Raw genomic sequence first — 18,019 nt, 5'->3', positions numbered from 1 at the left:
TGTTTTGGCTTCTTCAACACGAGATTCCTGCCTTCGCAGGAATTTAGGCTACGCCAGTACTCCCAAATCCACCCTCACCTCTATCCGTTTCAGATAGTGTTTCCACAGCATGCCACTCCGCACGTTCATGTTTTGCGATCACCAATTGTGCAATACGTTCGCCATTGACGATTTCAAAGTCTTCATTGGACAGATTGACCAAGATCACTCCTATTTCACCTCTGTAATCGGCATCAATAGTTCCCGGTGCATTTAAAACGGTAATCCCTTTTTTGGCGGCAAGACCGCTGCGAGGTCTTACCTGTGCTTCAACGCCAATAGGCAGCTCAAGAAATAAACCTGTACCTACAATGCTTCTTTCCAAAGGTTTTAAAATTCTTGATTCTGATAAATTAGCGCGTAAATCCATTCCTGCTGATGCTATGGTTTCATAGTTGGGCAAGGCGTGATTGGATTTGTTGATGATTTTGATTTTCATTTATGATTTATTTTTTGCCACAAATTCACGACTATTTAAGAATCTCATCTAGACGGAATCGTGTCGTTTCTATTTTTCTTTTACGAGTTGTATCAATTGATCTTTTTCGAGCTTCACTACCAAAAACAGAAATAGGATGAGCAAGCTTATTCCTACATAATAATTCTCTCGATAAACATAAAACGAAATTACCGAAAATGCCGTGGATACCAAGAGATACAGCCCCATTTTTTTTAAATTATACGGGATTGGATAGTATTTATTGCCGTAATAATAGGATACAAACATCATACAAGCGTAAGCTGATAAAGTAGCAATAGCCGATCCTACATAACTGATGATTGGAATGAGCCAAAAATTAAGTGCTAAAGTTAAAATTGCTCCAAACACCGAAATATAAGCCCCAAACTTGGTTCTATCCGTGACCTTATACCACACCGATAAATTATGGTAAATACCCAGACATAGGTTGGCCAATAAAACAATCGGTACAATAACCATCGCCTTCCAATAGGCTTCATTTCCTATAAGGATCACTTTTAAAAGATCTGCAAATACCACAACGCCCAATAGGATTGCAGATCCGAAAATCACAAAATACTCGAGAATGCGGGCATAGTTCTTTTTAGGGTTTTCCGTGTTGGCATGACTGAAGAAATAAGGCTCTACCCCAAGCTTGTAAGCTGTTACAAAAAGCGTCATAAACATCCCCAATTTATAACATGCGGAGTACATTCCAATTTCGGTCTTAGCAATATTTTCTGGTAGAAGTTTGTCGAGAAGAACGCGATCAAAAGTTTCGTTTATAGAAAAAGCAACTCCCGCAATTAAGACTGGAAAGGCATAACGCATCATCTGTTTCCAAAGGATGCTATCGAAAGTGTACTTGATTTTAAAATAAAATGAAGACATCAATAGCAACGTGACCGCGCTGGCGACTAAATTGGCAATAAAAATATAATTGATTTGAAAATTAGGCTTATAGATGGCTCCCAACACCGATGATTCCGTTGCTAGATCCTTTAACCATAACAATAGGAACAAGTTTAAAGTTAGGTTAATGGCAACGTTAAGAATTTTTATAATGGCATATTTCACTGGTCTCGCATTCGCTCTTAACCATGCAAATGGTATAATAACCAAAGCATCCAACAGTAAAATCCAGATAACCAGATTAATATATTCCGGTTTGATATCTATAAAATTTGCAATTTGGGTTTGAAAAGCTAAAGCCAGAACAAAAAAGAGAAATGAGGAGGCAATCAATGAGATGGAAGATGTTCCTACAACCTTGGCCTTATCATCTTCCTTATTGAAGAACCTAAAAAAGGCAGTTTCCATGCCATAGGCCAAAATAACATTGAATATTACAAAATAGGAGTAGATTAGAGCTACATCACCATAATCCGCCACCGATTTCAACACGCTTTCATCGGTGTGTAAGCGCACTAACAAAAAACTCAACATTCGTGGTAGCACAGTGGCTAAACCATAAATGAAGGTCTGCTTAAAAAGGGTTTTAAATCCGCTCAACGTGGTTTTTAATTTGAGGTCAAAAGTAGGGAATCCCTAAGAGTTAAACAATTTTGAGGGGAAGTGTCCTACAAATTGTATCGCACGAAATACGGAAGGCTTCAAGCTTAAGATTTCTTATCATTTTTAGAAAGATCTTTCCTTGATGTTCTCTATCTTGAAATACCGGATATCGCCCTTAAATTTATAACTCACAATACATTCGGTATCCTCAATTTGACAAGGAATGCTTTGTGGAACTCTAGGTGGTTTATTTGCCATTTCATCCAACGGATTACTGCTCATGATGATATCGTCGTTCGATTTTCCTAAATTACCAAACCTACCAACATATAGGATATTCGCATCTTCTGATATTCTTGCCAGTTTTACGATTTGATTTCTAAAATAGACCGAATCCAAAAGGATGTCCTTGTTTTCTTGGGAATGCATCGGAATGTATAAATTGTACCCAGATCCTCCCGAATCCTCTTCCGAAGTCCAGGGTTCAACATAAACTTCTCCAATAATTGCGGGGGCTTTTTTATCCATTTTTTTAGCGACAGAGCAACTGGATACACTAATTGCCATGATGATAATTGTTGAGAAGAGATATAAAGTTTTCATATTGTAGTTTTTGTTACTTAAAGATAACAAATAACATTCCATAAAAAAAATGGCGCGTTTGAAGAGCGATCCCATTATCAGATAAAAAAGTGCGGCTATTCGTAATATTGCATAGAAAGATTGATTGTCTGATTTGGAAGACGGCATGGGCTTACAAAAACCCTAAATTTTATAGCACCTTACTCGGACAATTTAAAACTTATCGTATTCGATTAGCCGTCTTTTCTCTTAAGACATCGGCCTCTAGGCTCATTAGCTTCGTGGAGAACTATTTCTGAATGTAGAAACTGAGCAGCTTCTGCAGAATCTTTCACCTTAGAAGCACTACGTTGTAACATTTCTGCTTCAAAATCCATTAAAACACTTTGCCTTATCCCAACTTTTTTCCATTCCGAACGAGGATTGCATCCTTTAGAAATTCCACGTGCAAGCGCCAAGGCATCAAGTAAGGCCTGATTTGCGCCCTGTCCTTTAAATGGACTCATCGGATGCGCCGCATCTCCAATTAAAGTGACTTGACCCGCTTTTTCCAACACTTTTTTATCTAAAAGCTCTCGATCATATACAGGATAGCCTGAAACTTCACTTTCCAAAGTGCCCATTAATATCTGAGAAATTGGATCGTGCCACTGTGTTCTTCTGCAGGCTTCTTTCTTAAGCGCTTGGGCACCTTGAGCACTTAAACTCTTTGCTTCTTTTTCTGGCATGAGAAAGCTGAGTTGCCACATTACCGAGTCGGAGGTGAAAGGCATCACATAAATGCGCTCATTGCCATTGGCCGTTTGGAACACCGTAGCCGAGTCCAGCAAATCACTATTCGAACAACCTTCAAGATCCTTCAATTGGCAAATACCCAATATAACCATACAGCCTAGATAGTGTAAAGGCGTTTGTTCACCTATCAGCATGTTTCGCACGAAACTACGAATGCCATCAGCTCCAACCACAAGATCTGCTTTAGTGGTCTTCGTTTTCCCATCCACTTGAAAAGTCAATTCAACACCTTCGCCCAAACTGTCTTTTAAGTCAATTAATTGGTGGTCCCACTGCACCATTTCAGGGCCTCCAAGCTGCTCGAGTAGCGCTAAACGCAAAGATTGCCTCGCAATATGCACATTTGTACGCTTAGAAAATGATTCAGCATTGGGCTGCATCCACTTTCTCATTCCCCATTCGCCAATTACTTTTCCTTCGGTTGTATGCACCACATGTCTGGTTGAAATCACCCCTTCTTTTAGAGATAAAAGACCCAGACCCTCAATGGCCTTGCTAGCTTGTTGCAGGGTGAGGCCATAACCTTGAGAGCGTGCCTCAAAATTACTATCGCGTTCATAAAGTGTAAAAGGGATGCCTCGGTGTAAACAGGCCACCGCTAAAGCCACACCGCCTATGCCACCACCAATGATCGCAATATGTGGTTGGTTTTCTATGTCGGGAATACGATGGCTAGAGGAAGGGATTAACCCAGAGCCGTCGCAATTGTTGCATAAATCGAGGTGACACTTTGGGGGAACTGGAGCTTTTTCTTCTCCTGTTGTATTTTCAAAGCTTTCAAGGGCTTCTTGATAGCGGCGCTTTACTTTCTTTCGGAGCCTTCTTCTTTTTTTACCACTCCCTTGACATTCCTTGCAAACGGTCCAATTAGTCGGCTTCTTTTCCAGACTTTCATCTTCTTCATTATATAACCTCATCTTAAAGGAACGTCATAAGAAATGAGAAATCCAGACGATAAGTCCTGGATATGATAAAGAAAGAGTATGTGTTTTTTGGCATAACTGGGTATGGAGTGCGAGCGCTTTTAAATTTTGCGCAAAGATAATCATGTGTCTTTAACCGATCGCCTTTTTTTTAGTGATTATCCGAAAACATGTGTGATAAAATTTAGAAAACACCAAGTAGTTAACGTTTTTCAGACCTCATTTCCTTTGCCAAAATTTGAGAAACAACCTGTTTGTATTTTATAGGATTGGTAGCTTTTTTTATGACTTTCAATGTTTCTCAAGGATTTGATGTGGATTGAGAAAAGTTTTCCCATAAACCTAACAATTTTAATTTCATAGAAGTTGGTCCAGATAAGTAAGCGTTGTATTACTGATATATGGTGTTATGAAATTCTGAGAAAGCAGACCAACTGTTTTTGGTATATTCTGTGGTGTTGTTTTGATCATATTAGGCAGAAAAACTGAGCCAACCTTAAATGCTAATCGTTACCTGTTAGATTTATAATTGCCTTAGTATTAATCATATATTGGGTTTTAATAAACTACCTTTGAATAGGTGTTATTTAACTGTAGCTATTAATTCTCTTGGCACTACTTCATCGAATTGTTAAGGCTTTCTTCGTTAAGCTCTTATGTTTCTTATCAAGAGACCATGACATAGCAAATTAGTAAAAAATAGATCCACCTTTTATCCTAAAGCACAACCAGAACATGATTACAGATATAAAAATAAACAAGCCAGAACCTATCGTTTCTATAAAAGATGTAGCGGTATTTGATGGTCATACAGATATTAGACTTGCCATTAAAACATTAGAAGCTGATAAAGCGGTGTTGATAACAGAATTTTACAGCGACGGTTTGTTACTGCTTAAGGAACTGAAAATGCATCTTAAAAGAAGGCTTCCCAATAAGACTTTTAAGGAGCAACGCAAGTATCGGTCGGTATATCAAAAACTGTCAAACCTTGTTTTAATAGAAGTTGTAGCGCATAGATTGATAGTTAAAAAAGCACCTGTAATTGGCTGGTTAAAAAAACTATATCCAGATACTTCCGATTTCTTTTTATCCTTTCCTCAAATACAAGGACTCAATAGTGCTTGGCAGTGGTATAAAAACGGGATTTCCGTTCCTGTATTGCGAAATAAAGTACATCCCTATTACGGCACTTATTTCCCAACACGCTTTGATCATTTAGAACTTTTTGAAAACTGGTTAAAACGTTATACCGGCCCTAAAAAAACAGCAATAGACGTTGGAGTGGGCAGCGGCATACTATCCTTCCAAATGGTCAAACATGGGTTTCAAAAAGTTTTTGCTACAGATATAAATCCGAATGTAATTTTGGGATTGACCGAGTTTATGGGTAACACTAAGTTGTCGCGAAAGATAGAACTAGACTTAGGAAACCTATTTGGGAGGTTTGATAAACCAACCGAACTCATTGTCTTCAATCCGCCGTGGTTGCCGGCATCCCATAACATAGCCAACATTGACCAAGCTATTTATTACAACAAAAGCCTATTCCCAGATTTTTTTGCCGCAGCAAAGGAACTGCTTTTACCAGAAGGAAAACTAGTGCTTCTTTTTTCCAATCTGGCACAAATAACAGATGTGACCAAAGAGCACCCCATAGAAAAGGAACTCGCCGAAGGTGGAAGGTTTCAATTGGAAAGATGTTTTAAGAAAACAGTAAAAGCGGCTTCCAATAAAACAAAGCGCGATCAACATTGGCGAGCCTTAGAAGAAATTGAGCTTTGGGTATTGACAAACTAGGGTTATTTTCTATTGTTTATTATTATTCTTTATTTAAAAAGAGCTTCCAGTTCTCATTTCCTTATCTAAAATTTGGGCAACCGCCTGTTTGTATTTCATAGGATTTGTAGCTTTTTTTATGGCTTTGTATGTTTTCTGGGGATTTGAGGTGGATTGGGAAAAGAACTCCCAAAAGCCTAACATTTTAAGTTTTATAGGGGTTGGTCCAGATAAGTAGGCATCGTATTGCTGGTATATGGTGTCGTGAAATTCTGAGAAGATAGCCCATCTGTTTTCGGGATATTCTGTCGTGTTATTTTTGATCATGCTGGGTAAAAAAGGATCAGCAATCAACCCACGCCCAATCATAAAATGATCCAGACTTGGAAAGCGGTTTTCTATGGCTTTAAAAGCAGAAACGCTGGTAATATCGCCGTTATAATACAACTTGTGTTTCGTACTGCCGATGCATTTTTCAAAAGCATCCAAATCTACAGGACCTTTGTAGAGTTGCTTTCCTATCCTGGCGTGAATGGCAATGTTTTTAACTGGATACTGATCTAAAATAGGAAAAACATCCAGAATTTCTTCAGCGTTGTCGTAGCCCATTCTCATCTTCATGGATACCAAAATATCCGTTTCGTTGTGTGCTCTATGTAAAATCTCATTAATTTTTGGCACATTGCAAATCAATCCAGAACCCATCCCCGATTTGGCAACCATGGGATACGGGCAGCCTAAATTCCAGTTCAATTCTTTATAGCCCAAACTTTGCACGTATTTGGCAACATAGATAAACTCGTCGGCATCGTTGGTAATGATTTGCGGAATCACCTCCAGGCTGGTGTTGTTCTCTGGCAGGATATCGTTTTCATAGGATTGCTTGATCTTCAGTTTTCCATTAAGCCTAATATATGGGGAATAGAAGGTATCAATCCCTCCGAAGTAATGATTAAAGGCATTGCGAAATCGGAAATCTGTAAAACCCTGTAATGGGGATGAAAGGAGAGTGAGAGCCATCTTTTTGTTTAGTGGGGCAAAGATAGAACAATTGGAGACAGTTTTTCCTGCTACGAACCTTCCTTTTCGGTCGGCAGGTGCACGAATTGTTTTTATAGTCAAGGTAATGATGAAAGACCTCACGGGTTTTTACTTGTCCGCCGAAGGAGGAAAACCTGTGAGGTCTGATGCTACTTTTGACTAAGTGTATTCATTTAACCCTGCTTTAATGCGTATTTTTGCATATTATTTTATTTATAAAGACCTATGCAACATTATAAAGACACAACAAAAGACAAGAATAAATCGCAGCCAAAAGTGACGATGGTTGAGGCTTTCAAAACGATCATTTGGCCACGGAGGAACTTAGTCTTCATCGGTTTAATCTTGATTGTTATCAGAAGTTTGTCTGGGTTGGTTTTACCTTGGCAGAGCAAGGTATTGCTTGACGATGTCGTTCCAAATAAAGACATGTCCCAACTCTATACCCTAATCGCCATAGTTATTGCGGCCATCACCGTACAGGCATTAACCTCATTTTTATTGACCAGAATATTAAGTGTGCAAGCGCAATATTTGATCAGTGAATTACGATCGAAAGTACAGAAAAAAGTCCTTTCCTTACCGATCAGTTTTTTTGACAATACCAAATCCGGAGCCTTGGTTTCAAGAATCATGACGGATGTTGAAGGTGTCAGAAACCTTATAGGTACAGGCTTGGTGCAACTGGTTGGTGGTTCGTTTACGGCCATAGTATCCTTAATCATATTAATAAAACTAAATGCCTGGATGACACTTTTTGTGTTTGTGCCACTGTCCATCTTTGGTTTTATAGCCTTAAAGGCCTTTAAATATATTCGTCCAATTTTTAGAACCCGCGGTAAAATTAATGCCGAAGTTACTGGTCGATTAACAGAAACACTTGCAGGCGTTCGGGTTATTAAAGCGTTTAATGCCGAAGCGCAAGAAAACATTGTTTTCGAAAAAGGGGTCGAACGACTCTATGAAAACGTTAAAAAGAGTTTAACCGCAACCGCATTAATGACCAGCTCTTCAACGTTTTTAATAGGAGTGGCCACCACGGGCATTATGGGAATGGGTGGTTATTATATGATGATTGGTGAAATGACTACTGGAGACTTTCTGTTCTTCACCCTCATCCTTGGATTTATGATCGCTCCCATTGTTCAAATGAGCAATATCGGGAGTCAATTGACCGAGGCTTTGGCTGGTTTGGATAGAACTGAGGAACTCATGAATATGACGGCTGAAGAAGACAACCAAAACAGAACCATTGAATTGGATACCCTAAAAGGCGATATCGAATTCACTGATGTGTCGTTCTCTTATGAAGAAGGCAAACAAATTTTACACAACATTAATTTTAAAGCGCCAGCGGGATCGGTCACTGCATTGGTGGGCAGTTCAGGATCTGGTAAATCGACTATTGCTGGACTATCCGCTACATTTTTAACCCCGCAATTAGGGAAGGTCACTATTGACAATCAAGATTTATCACAAGTAAAATTAAGCAGCTACCGCCAATATTTAGGGGTGGTCTTGCAAGATGAATTTTTATTTGAAGGGACTATTCGTGAAAACATCATGTTCCCAAGGCCAAATGCTACGGAAGCAGAATTACAAAACGCGGTAAAGGCCGCCTATGTCAACGAATTTACGGATCGGTTTGATAAAGGATTAGATACTTTAATTGGCGAACGGGGCGTCAAATTATCTGGTGGACAACGCCAACGTTTAGCGATTGCCCGTGCTATTTTAGCCAATCCAAAAGTCATCATTTTGGACGAAGCTACATCAAGTTTGGACACCCAAAGTGAGGCGTTAATTCAGAAAAGTTTGGCAGAATTGATTAAAGACAGAACAACCATTGTTATTGCCCACCGTTTAAGTACGATTAGAAAAGCAGACCAGATTTTAGTTATTGAAGCTGGGCATATTGTTGAACGCGGGACCCATGATCAATTGATTGCCAAAGAAGGCAGGTATTATGAATTGTATACCTATCAAGCGAAGATTTAAGTATAAATAACACGGAGAGAATAATTAAAGAAAATTAATCCATATGAAACCCATGATCCTTTGGTAGACCTAATTTATTGATAAAGGTATTCCAACGCGGATCGCCCCAAAGGTTTTTCATGGATGGATAATTAAGGATTTCCAAAAGGGAAGCATCTCTGTTGTCAAACGCCAACTCCAGCCATTTAAATGCCTCATCCTTTTCACCTCTAAAAGCAAAGAAAACTGCAATATTGGGCCATGCCACATCTCCCCAATCGGCAATCAATTTCTTTAAGAGCTTATCAGCCTCTTGTTTATTTCCAATGGCATAAACTGCTTTAGTTTTTCCATACAATTGCCAAAATGGTTCCGTAACTTTTTCAAAATACTCCAGTGCTTTTTCAGGATGTCCCAAACTTATTTGGACTTCTCCCATCATGTGATTGGCACTACGATCATTAGGATGTAAGAACACATAAGAATTCATACTTTCTTCCGCCCGATCAAATTACCCTTTCATCCAATAATAATATCCCATATACCAATTTATTTCGAACAAAGGATTAATATCTTTCATCTTCAAAGTCAATGCGATTGCCGAATCAACTTTTCCAATGGATAATGCTACATCAGATTGGGCATATATCACACTGATATTATTCGGCTCTAATTTTTTTGCCTTTTCTATTAATAGACTTGCACTTTTAGAATCCCATGATGCCATTTCAAATCTCGAAAGATTAAGATAACCTTCAACATAGTTGGGGTCGAGATCAATCGCTTTTTGTGCAGCTAATTTGCCATTTCTCATTGCTTCGTCCATTGACATAGTTACAAGATAGAATCCAGATGTATAAAACAGACTACTCAATTCAGCCCAACTAGGAGCGTACGTACTATCTATCGCAATAGATTCCTCGACCAATTTCATAGCGTTCTTATAACTTTCCGATGAGTTTTGGTCAGATAATTTTCTCGCTTTCAATAACAAATTGTAGGCTTCAGTATCCACTTTTTTAGAAGTCAGTGAGGTGCCTATAATAGATACTTTTAATTGCTCTGTCACTTTTGTAGCAATCTCGTCCTGTATCTTAAAAATGTCTTCCATTTGGCGGTCGTAGGTTTCTGACCAAATATGTGCTCCTGTAGTGACGTCAATTAATTGTGCCGTGATGCGAAAAGTATTACCAGATTTTCGGATGCTGCCCTCCAGCACATGATTTACATGGAGCTCCTCACCAATTTTTTTAATTTTCACATCCTTTCCTTTATAAGAAAAGGAGGAGGTGCGACTGATCACTTTTAAATTTGGAATTTTTACTAACAAATTTAGAATCTCTTCACTAATACCGTCACTAAAATACTCTTGGTCTTTCTCCGGGCTCATATCGGCGAATGCTAAAACCGCTATGGATTTGTCCACTTCAACTTCAATGGCTGCAGCTTTCGGTTCGTTTTCTGCACTCGCACTGGGCACCAAATTGCTTTTAATCAACAAGCCAATCACAATAACCAATCCTGCTATGATGACGTAATTTAGACGATTACTCGTTTGAGGTGCTATGGAAACTTCAGGGTCGACATCAACAGTTTTCTTTATGCCGTCTGGCGTAATTTCATAAACCCAAGAAAATATGAGCCATAAAGGGAAGCCTATCGACAACACAACTATTGCTGTTTTTAATAGTGCTGTATGCAAATCAAAGGCAGGAATAATTATGGCCATGACCTGCGTGATCAACCACGCAAAAACCAAATAAGCCAATGCTGATTTTATGACATTCCGACGCTGTAACTCTTGGATTAATTTCTTCAAGTTGATTGATTATTAGTGTTTTGTACTTATAAATTTAAGTATTATAATTGAAATTTCAATCAAGAAATGATATGTGAAATTTATAACTCACTTGTCATGATTCGAATTGCATGAATTTTAACGAAGTGGTGCAATTATACATCCACAAACTCACTTTCATGTCATTATTTTTAGAATCCTAAGTTTTTATACATAGACTATCACATTAATCCATATGAAATCCGTGATCCTTTGGTAGACCTAATTTATTGATAAAGGTATTCCAACGTGAATCACCCCAAAGGTTTTTCATGGATGGATAATTAAGGATTTCCAAAAGGGAAGCATCTCTGTTGTCAAACGCCAATTCCAGCCATTTAAAGGCCTCGTCCTTTTCACCTCTTAAGGCATAGACATCTGCAATATTAGGCCATGCGACATCCCCCCAATCCGCAATTAATTTTTTTAAGAGGGCATCAGCCTCCTGTGTGTTTCCCATGGCGTAAACTGCTTTGGATTTTTGATATAATTGCCAAAATGGTTCCGTAACTTTTTCAAAATACTCCAGTGCTTTTTCAGGATGTCCCAAACTTATTTGGACTTCTCCCATCATGTGATTGGCATTGATATCATTAGGATATAAGAACACATAAGGAATCATACTTTCTTCCGCCTGACCAAATTTTCCTTTCATCCAATAATATAATCCTATATCATAAGTTACATCTACCAAAGGATCAATATCTTTCATCTTCAAAGTCAATGCGATTGCCGAATCAACTTTCCCAATAGTCTTTGCGAAATCAGATTGGGCATAGATCACATAAATATTATTCGGCTCTAATTTTTTCGCCTTCTCTATTAATTGACTCGCACTTTTAAAATCCCATGATGCCAATTCACATTTCGAAAGACGAAGATAGCCTCCAACATAGTTGGGATCGAGATCAATCGCTTTTTGTGCAGCTAATTTACCTTCTCTCAACGCTTCGTCCATTGGCATTGTTATAAAATTGAATCCAGACATATAAAAAAGACTACTCAATTCAGCCCAACTAGGAGCGTACGTACTATCTATCGCAATAGATTCTTCGACCAATTTCATAGCATTCTTAACACTTATAGATGAATATTGGTTAGATAATTTTCTCGCTTTCAATAACAAATTGTAGGCTTCAGGATCCACTTTTTTAGAAGTCAGTGAGGTGCCTAAAATAGATACTTTTAATTGTTCTGTCACTTTTGTAGCAATCTCGTCCTGTATCTTAAAAATGTCTTCCATTTGGCGATCGTAGGTTTCTGACCAAATATGTGCTCCTGTATTGACATCAATTAATTGTGCCGTGATTCGAAAAGTATTACCAGATTTTCTAATGCTGCCCTCCAGCACATGATTTACATGGAGCTCTTCTCCTATTTTTTTTATTTTCGCGTCCTTTCCTTTATAAGAGAAGGAGGAAGTTCGACTGATCACTTTTAGATTTGGAATTTTTACCAATAGGTTCAAGATTTCCTCACTGATACCATCGCTAAAATACTCTTGGTCTTTCTCCGGGCTCATATCGGCGAATGCTAAAACCGCTATGGATTTGTCTGATTCAACTTCAATGGCTGCAGCTTTCGGTTCGTTTTCTGCACTCGCACTGGGCAACAAATTGCTTTTAATCAACAAGCCAATCACAATAACCAATCCTGCTATGATGACGTAATTTAGACGATTACTCGTTTGAGGTGCTATGGAAACTTCAGGGTCGACATCAACAGTTTTCTTTATGCCGTCTGGCGTAATTTCATAAACCCAAGAAAATATGAGCCATAATGGGAAGCCTATCGACAACACTACTATTGCTGTTTTTAATAATACTGTATGCAAATCAAAGGCAGGAATAATAATAGCCATGACCTGCGTAATCAACCACGCAAAAACCAAATAAGCCAATGCTGATTTTATGACATTCCGACGCTGTAACTCTTGGATTAATTTCTTCAAGTTGATTGATTATTAGTGTTTTGTACTTATCAATTTAAGTGTTATAATTGAAATTTCAATCAAGAAATGATACGTGAAATTTATAACTCACTTGTCATGATTCGAATTGCATGAATTTTAACGAAGTGGTGCAATTATACATCCACAAACTCACTTTCATGTCATTATTTTTAGAATCCTAAGTTTTTATACATAGACTATCACATTAATCCATATGAAATCCGTGATCCTTTGGTAGACCTAATTTATTGATAAAGGTATTCCAACGTGAATCACCCCAAAGGTTTTTCATGGATGGATAATTAAGGATTTCTAAAAGTGAAATATCTTTGTTATCAAACGCCAACTCTAGCCATTTAAAGGCCTCGTCCTTTTCACCTCTTAAAGCATAGACATCGGCAATATTGGGCCATGCCAAATTTCCCCAATCCGCAATTAACTTTTCCAAGAGAGCATCAGCCTCCTGTGTGTTTCCCATGGCGTAAACTGCTTTGGATTTTTTATATAATTGCCAAAATGGTTCCGTAACTTTTTCTAAATACTCCAGTGCTTTTTCAGGATGTCCCAAACTTAATTGAATATCTCCCATCAAGGTATTGGCACTATTATCATTAGGATGTAAGAACAAAGATTGGTTCATGCTTTCTTCGGCCTGACCGAATTGCCCTTTCACCCAATAATAATATCCCATGTACCAATGTGTTTCAAACAATGGGTCAATATCTTTGGCCTTCGCAAACAATGCGATTGCCAAATCAATCTTTCCAGTAGCTGCTGCAAAATCAGATTGGGCAAATATGACACTGCTATTATTTGGCTCTAATTTTTTCGCCTTTTCTATTAATAGACTAGCACTTTTAAAATCCCATGATGCCGTTTCAAATATCACAAGATTAAGATAACCTTCAACATAGTTGGGATCGAGCTCAATCGCCTTTCGCGCAGCTAATTTACCATCTCTAATCGCTTCGTCCATTGGCATCGATCCATAATTGAAAGCAGATCTATAAAAAAGATGACTCAAAATAGCCCATGCAGGGGCATACGTGCTGTCAATGGCAATTGATTCCTTAACTAGCTTTGTGGCATTATTATTACTTTCGGATGAGTTTTGGTTAGATAATTTTCTTGCTTTCAATAACAAATTGTAGGCTTCAGGATCCACTTTTACAGAAGTCAGTGAGGTGCCTAAAATGGATACTTTCAATTGTTCTGTCACTTTTGTAGCAATCTCGTCCTGTATCTTAAAAATGTCTTCCATTTGGCGATCGTAGGTTTCTGACCAAATATGTGCTCCTGTATTGACATCAATTAATTGTGCTGTGATGCGGAAAGTATTTCCAGATTTTCGGATGCTGCCCTCCAGTACATGGTTTACATGGAGCTCCTCACCTATTTTTTTTATTTTCACGTCCTTTCCTTTGTAAGAAAAGGAGGACGTGCGACTGATCACTTTCAAATTTGGAATTTTTACTAACAAATTTAAAATCTCTTCACTGATACCGTCACTAAAATACTCTTGGTCTTTCTCTGGGCTCATATCGGCAAATGCCAAAACCGCTATGGATTTGTCTGATTCAACTTCAACAGGTACAACTTTCGGTTCGTTTTCTGCACTCGCACTGGGAAACAAATTGCTTTTAATCAACAAACCAATCACAATAACCAGTCCTGCAATAATGACGTAATTTAGACGATTGCTCGTTTGAGGTGCTATGGAAACTTCAGGGTCGACATCAACAGTTTTTTTGATGCCGTCTGGCGTAATTTCATAAACCCAAGAAAATATGAGCCATAAAGGGAAGCCTATCGACAACACAACTATTGCTGTTTTTAATAGTGCTGTATGCAAATCAAAGGCAGGAATAATAATGGCCATGACCTGCGTAATCAACCACGCAAAAACCAAATAAGCCAGTGCTGATTTTATGACATTGCGACGCTGTAACTCTTGGATTATTTTCTTCAAGTTGATTGATTATTAGTATTTTGTACTTATAAATTTAATCTTTTATTTGCATTTATCAAAACAGGAAAGTATTAATAAGAGCTTTCGTAGTTTCTTAATATATATACGAATAGCGTCGTTGAACCAAAATATTTTCTACCGAAGCTTATTATCTTAATAATTAATTGAAAGGTAATCGGGGAAAGTTTGGCTGAATTGACTTAAGACCGAACGACTATTGTAATTGCCCACCGCTTAAGTACGATTAGAAAAGCAGACCAGATTTTAGTTATTGAAGCAGGACATATTGTTGAACGCGGCACCCACGAACAATTGATTGCCAAAGAAGGTAGGTATTATGAATTGTATACCTAACAGGCGAAGATTAAACGGGCATACGTTATAATCGTGAGATTAGGAAAGCATGAAAGACCTCACAGGTTTTCCTCCTTCGGCGGACAGGTTGAAATCTGTGAAGTCTGATGTCTTCAAAGCTTTTGAACTCAAGGGGAAATTGCCCGCTTCAGTGTTGTTTTGGTCGCACTATTTATAATGGAATACTTATAAGAAACACGAGCGCCAATGAAAGCGATAAATAAGTTAAATTTAAGAGAAAAGAACTCAAGTATCCTTTTTTATAAAAAATAATACCAACCAGAAATAGTGTTATGAAAGTGGCAGTTACTGGATTATCTCCTATTTCGAATGTTGCCGAAGCCCTTCCATTGGCGTTATGAACTAGACGCTGGTGGAAGGGTTTCTTTTTTAAAATAATTGATACACACGCACAAAACAGAAATTCAATTCTACAGAATTATAAGCAGCTTGACTTTTTTTAACATAAATATTATGAATTATATAAATAAAGATTATGTTTGTAAGACTTCCCCTAAGCACCTATGCATCAATTTTTTATGGAAGAGGTTTTCTGTATGGTTTATTCTATATATGGCCTCATTTGAATTGATTTGATCCTAATACAGAACAACTCAGAAGGGAGAATTCAAAACTTATACTACTGAAATACGGTTTATGTGATAGGATAGAAGTAGCGTTTTAATGGGTATAAGCAAGTTGCCAATAATACAAGAAAGGATATGCTAACAAAAGAAGAGGCAGATTATTTATTAGGATTAGACAAAACTCTGTCCAATCCAAATCAAATAATTGATTTGAGAAATAAAAAAAATAGGCTTGATTTAATTTCTCACGAGGATTCAGAATATAAATTTTGGTTGGAAATAACTACAAATCAAAAAATAATTCTTAAAACATCAATTCATCATTTGGAAAGCAATTCCTTCGTAGGTCTTTTAAGAATTGACTATAAAGGAGGACATCATAACCCAGTAACAATTAAAGAAACGTTACCAGAATACCTCAAACCTTATGCTGACAAATGGTTTAAGCCAACAGAACCTCATATGCACATATTCGTTGAAGATTATAAACCATTGGCTTGGGCAATTCCGTTATCTGATACAGATTTTCCAGTTAAGGATATTAAAAACCCTTCTGATTTAAATGAATTAATAATTAGCTTTGCTAATAAAATTAATTTAACTTCAATAATACAAATACAACAAGCAATACTTTGAATTGGATAAATACATATGTTGACGACTATTATAATTGGTTAAGAGAAAAAACTTATATCCAAAAGGGAACAAGTACGGACTGGTTTTTAATCAACACTCCCTTTGTTGGAGCTTTTAACGACACGATTGAAATTTATGCCCAAAAAATCGGAAATCAGATAATATTAAGTGATAATGGCGAGACTATGTCCAATTTGGAGCTTCAAGGTTTACACATACAAGGATCCAAAAAAAGACGAAATATATTAGATTCTATTTTATTAAATTATGGAGTAAGAAATGAAAGTGATGAACTAAAAATAGATATTAATGTAGAAAACTTTTCCCAAGCTAAACATAACTTTTTATCTGCCATAATTGAAATTAACGATTTATATGTTCTTTCCCAGCATAATGTCGCTTCCATTTTCAAGGACGACGTTAGGAGTTACTTGGAGTCAAAGGATATAATATTCACTCCTGACTTTATTTCAAAAGGGGCAACTGGTCTCGAATTTAATTTCGATTTTCAAATTGCAAAAAAACATAGCGAAATTGTTATAAAATCTTTTAACACAATAAATAAGTCAAATTTATCTACATTTTTATTCGCTTGGGATGATATAAAACCGGTGCGTGAAAAAACAACCAAAAAAGAAGTAAAGGCTATTGCAATTATAAACGACGTTGAAAAAGAAATTAGGTCTGAATTTTTAGAAGCTTTAAAATCTAAAAGTGCGGATTATATTCTCTGGTCGGAAAGAGAAAATAAACGAAGTTTAAATTTAGTGGCATAAAGTACTATTGGCAACAAAGATGTGCATAAGCAATGGCTTATTCTCGCCAACTTTGAAAACTCTGCAGATTTTCCAATAGTAAGTATATATTTACAATTGTCCGTGCCAAACCACGCCACTGCTCATACACTTACCGTTACCACCAAAAAAAAATGTACTATTTCTCAAAAAGGTTGACTAAGCACTAAACATTTAATTATAGACCATTGACGAGCAAAGGATTATCTGTTATTACGATACTTTAAATAATTATTTGGTTCTGTTGCTTCAGAACTAAACAATATTTATTATATTTGCATTATGAAAGATGAAGCAATACTGAAAGATAAGGTTGAAAAGTTGGGAGTATCCATAGAAAAGTATGGTAGAACGCCCATCGAAGGCAGGGTGTTTGCCTATTTGTTATTATCAGATCCCCCCTATCGTAGCTTCGCCGATATCGTAGAATTTTTAAATGCAGGTAAAAGCTCGGTTAGTAATGCCGTGAATATGTATTTGAAAGAAGGAACACTCACTTACCGAACTTTCAGTGGCGATAGGAAACGCTATTTTATGATAGATGTTGATGGTTGGAAAAAAGGATTTGAAAAAAGCATGAGCTCCTTTAATCTGCTTCTTGAAGATGTATTGGAATTTAGAGCGGAGTCCAAGAGCAAAGAGTTCAACGATGACTTGAGACAGTTGCATGAATTTCAAACCCATTTATCTGATGAAATTAGAAAAACTATAGATAAATGGAATAAATCTTAATTTTTTTATTCAGTTGGTTCTAAAAGTTCGAAACTAAATAATACTGAT

At 37.2% G+C, this 18,019-nt stretch carries 14 protein-coding genes; 5 read left to right on the top strand and 9 right to left on the bottom strand.

All coding sequences use genetic code 11. The annotated features are described in order from the left end of the window. Positions 1 to 43 precede the first annotated feature (43 nt). From dut to ESZ48_RS01990, 4 genes are all read right to left on the bottom strand, one after another. Positions 44 to 478, bottom strand: a complete 435-nt coding sequence (gene dut, locus ESZ48_RS02005) for a dUTP diphosphatase (protein ID WP_129015629.1) — start codon at positions 476 to 478, stop codon at positions 44 to 46. 69 nt (positions 479 to 547) lie between these two features. Continuing rightward, on the bottom strand, positions 548 to 2,011 hold the full coding sequence (locus tag ESZ48_RS02000) for a lipopolysaccharide biosynthesis protein (RefSeq protein ID WP_129015628.1): 1,464 nt from the start codon (positions 2,009 to 2,011) through the stop codon (positions 548 to 550). A gap of 126 nt (positions 2,012 to 2,137) precedes the next feature. After that, a complete protein-coding gene (locus tag ESZ48_RS01995; protein WP_129015627.1) occupies positions 2,138 to 2,617 on the bottom strand; it encodes a hypothetical protein in 480 nt (159 codons plus the stop codon). A gap of 212 nt (positions 2,618 to 2,829) precedes the next feature. After that, positions 2,830 to 4,308, bottom strand: a complete 1,479-nt coding sequence (locus ESZ48_RS01990; protein ID WP_129015626.1) for an FAD-dependent oxidoreductase — start codon at positions 4,306 to 4,308, stop codon at positions 2,830 to 2,832. Between the two features lie 741 nt (positions 4,309 to 5,049). Here ESZ48_RS01990 and ESZ48_RS01985 point away from each other — a divergent pair. Further along, positions 5,050 to 6,114, top strand: coding sequence for a methyltransferase (locus ESZ48_RS01985; RefSeq protein ID WP_129015625.1), 1,065 nt, complete (start codon positions 5,050 to 5,052; stop codon positions 6,112 to 6,114). 33 nt (positions 6,115 to 6,147) lie between these two features. On the opposite strand, the gene ESZ48_RS01980 is transcribed toward ESZ48_RS01985, so the two are convergent. Then, complete coding sequence (locus tag ESZ48_RS01980; RefSeq protein WP_129015624.1) at positions 6,148 to 7,113, bottom strand: tRNA dihydrouridine synthase; 966 nt, start codon at positions 7,111 to 7,113, stop codon at positions 6,148 to 6,150. 246 nt (positions 7,114 to 7,359) lie between these two features. On the opposite strand from ESZ48_RS01980, the gene ESZ48_RS01975 reads away from it, so the two are divergent. Beyond that, positions 7,360 to 9,132 (top strand): ABC transporter ATP-binding protein, encoded by a 1,773-nt coding sequence (locus ESZ48_RS01975; protein WP_129015623.1) that lies wholly within the window; start codon positions 7,360 to 7,362, stop codon positions 9,130 to 9,132. 34 nt (positions 9,133 to 9,166) lie between these two features. Here the strand turns inward: ESZ48_RS01975 and ESZ48_RS01970 are convergent, their stop codons facing one another. The 4 genes from ESZ48_RS01970 to ESZ48_RS01955 all read right to left on the bottom strand — a co-directional run bounded on the left by ESZ48_RS01970 (position 9,167) and on the right by ESZ48_RS01955 (position 14,868). Further along, on the bottom strand, positions 9,167 to 9,601 hold the full coding sequence (locus ESZ48_RS01970) for a TPR end-of-group domain-containing protein (protein ID WP_129015622.1): 435 nt from the start codon (positions 9,599 to 9,601) through the stop codon (positions 9,167 to 9,169). 21 nt (positions 9,602 to 9,622) lie between these two features. Further along, on the bottom strand, positions 9,623 to 10,930 hold the full coding sequence (locus ESZ48_RS01965; protein WP_129015621.1) for a tetratricopeptide repeat protein: 1,308 nt from the start codon (positions 10,928 to 10,930) through the stop codon (positions 9,623 to 9,625). Positions 10,931 to 11,135: 205 nt separating this feature from the next. Continuing rightward, positions 11,136 to 12,899, bottom strand: a complete 1,764-nt coding sequence (locus tag ESZ48_RS01960) for a hypothetical protein (RefSeq protein WP_129015620.1) — start codon at positions 12,897 to 12,899, stop codon at positions 11,136 to 11,138. A gap of 205 nt (positions 12,900 to 13,104) precedes the next feature. After that, positions 13,105 to 14,868, bottom strand: coding sequence for a tetratricopeptide repeat protein (locus ESZ48_RS01955; RefSeq protein ID WP_129015619.1), 1,764 nt, complete (start codon positions 14,866 to 14,868; stop codon positions 13,105 to 13,107). A 1,076-nt stretch (positions 14,869 to 15,944) separates the two neighbouring features. Here ESZ48_RS01955 and ESZ48_RS01945 point away from each other — a divergent pair. From ESZ48_RS01945 to ESZ48_RS01935, 3 genes are all read left to right on the top strand, one after another. Further along, positions 15,945 to 16,445: a DUF6978 family protein gene (locus ESZ48_RS01945; protein WP_129015618.1), complete on the top strand. Its 501-nt coding sequence runs from the start codon at positions 15,945 to 15,947 to the stop codon at positions 16,443 to 16,445. After that, positions 16,442 to 17,221, top strand: a complete 780-nt coding sequence (locus tag ESZ48_RS01940; RefSeq protein WP_129015617.1) for a DUF1828 domain-containing protein — start codon at positions 16,442 to 16,444, stop codon at positions 17,219 to 17,221. The genes ESZ48_RS01945 and ESZ48_RS01940 overlap by 4 nt, the downstream gene beginning before the upstream one ends. Before the next feature lie 300 nt (positions 17,222 to 17,521). Next, a complete protein-coding gene (locus ESZ48_RS01935) occupies positions 17,522 to 17,971 on the top strand; it encodes a GbsR/MarR family transcriptional regulator (RefSeq protein ID WP_129015616.1) in 450 nt (149 codons plus the stop codon). Positions 17,972 to 18,019 lie beyond the last annotated feature (48 nt).

The sequence above is a fragment of the Gelidibacter gilvus genome, from assembly GCF_004115975.1.
Lineage (GTDB): Bacteria > Bacteroidota > Bacteroidia > Flavobacteriales > Flavobacteriaceae > Gelidibacter > Gelidibacter gilvus.
Note: the sequence above shows the minus strand (reverse complement) of the source record. Positions and strands in the feature narration are given on the sequence as shown.

What these genes read in the sequence shown, in the direction of transcription:
- dut (WP_129015629.1), bottom strand. Translation starts at nt 478, where the DNA reads ATGAAAATCAAAATCATCAACAAATCCAATCACGCCTTGCCCAACTAT.
- ESZ48_RS01995 (WP_129015627.1), bottom strand. Translation starts at nt 2,617, where the DNA reads ATGAAAACTTTATATCTCTTCTCAACAATTATCATCATGGCAATTAGT.
- ESZ48_RS01990 (WP_129015626.1), bottom strand. Translation starts at nt 4,308, where the DNA reads ATGAGGTTATATAATGAAGAAGATGAAAGTCTGGAAAAGAAGCCGACT.
- ESZ48_RS01985 (WP_129015625.1), top strand. Translation starts at nt 5,050, where the DNA reads ATGATTACAGATATAAAAATAAACAAGCCAGAACCTATCGTTTCTATA.
- ESZ48_RS01980 (WP_129015624.1), bottom strand. Translation starts at nt 7,113, where the DNA reads ATGGCTCTCACTCTCCTTTCATCCCCATTACAGGGTTTTACAGATTTC.
- ESZ48_RS01975 (WP_129015623.1), top strand. Translation starts at nt 7,360, where the DNA reads ATGCAACATTATAAAGACACAACAAAAGACAAGAATAAATCGCAGCCA.
- ESZ48_RS01970 (WP_129015622.1), bottom strand. Translation starts at nt 9,601, where the DNA reads ATGAATTCTTATGTGTTCTTACATCCTAATGATCGTAGTGCCAATCAC.
- ESZ48_RS01945 (WP_129015618.1), top strand. Translation starts at nt 15,945, where the DNA reads ATGCTAACAAAAGAAGAGGCAGATTATTTATTAGGATTAGACAAAACT.
- ESZ48_RS01935 (WP_129015616.1), top strand. Translation starts at nt 17,522, where the DNA reads ATGAAAGATGAAGCAATACTGAAAGATAAGGTTGAAAAGTTGGGAGTA.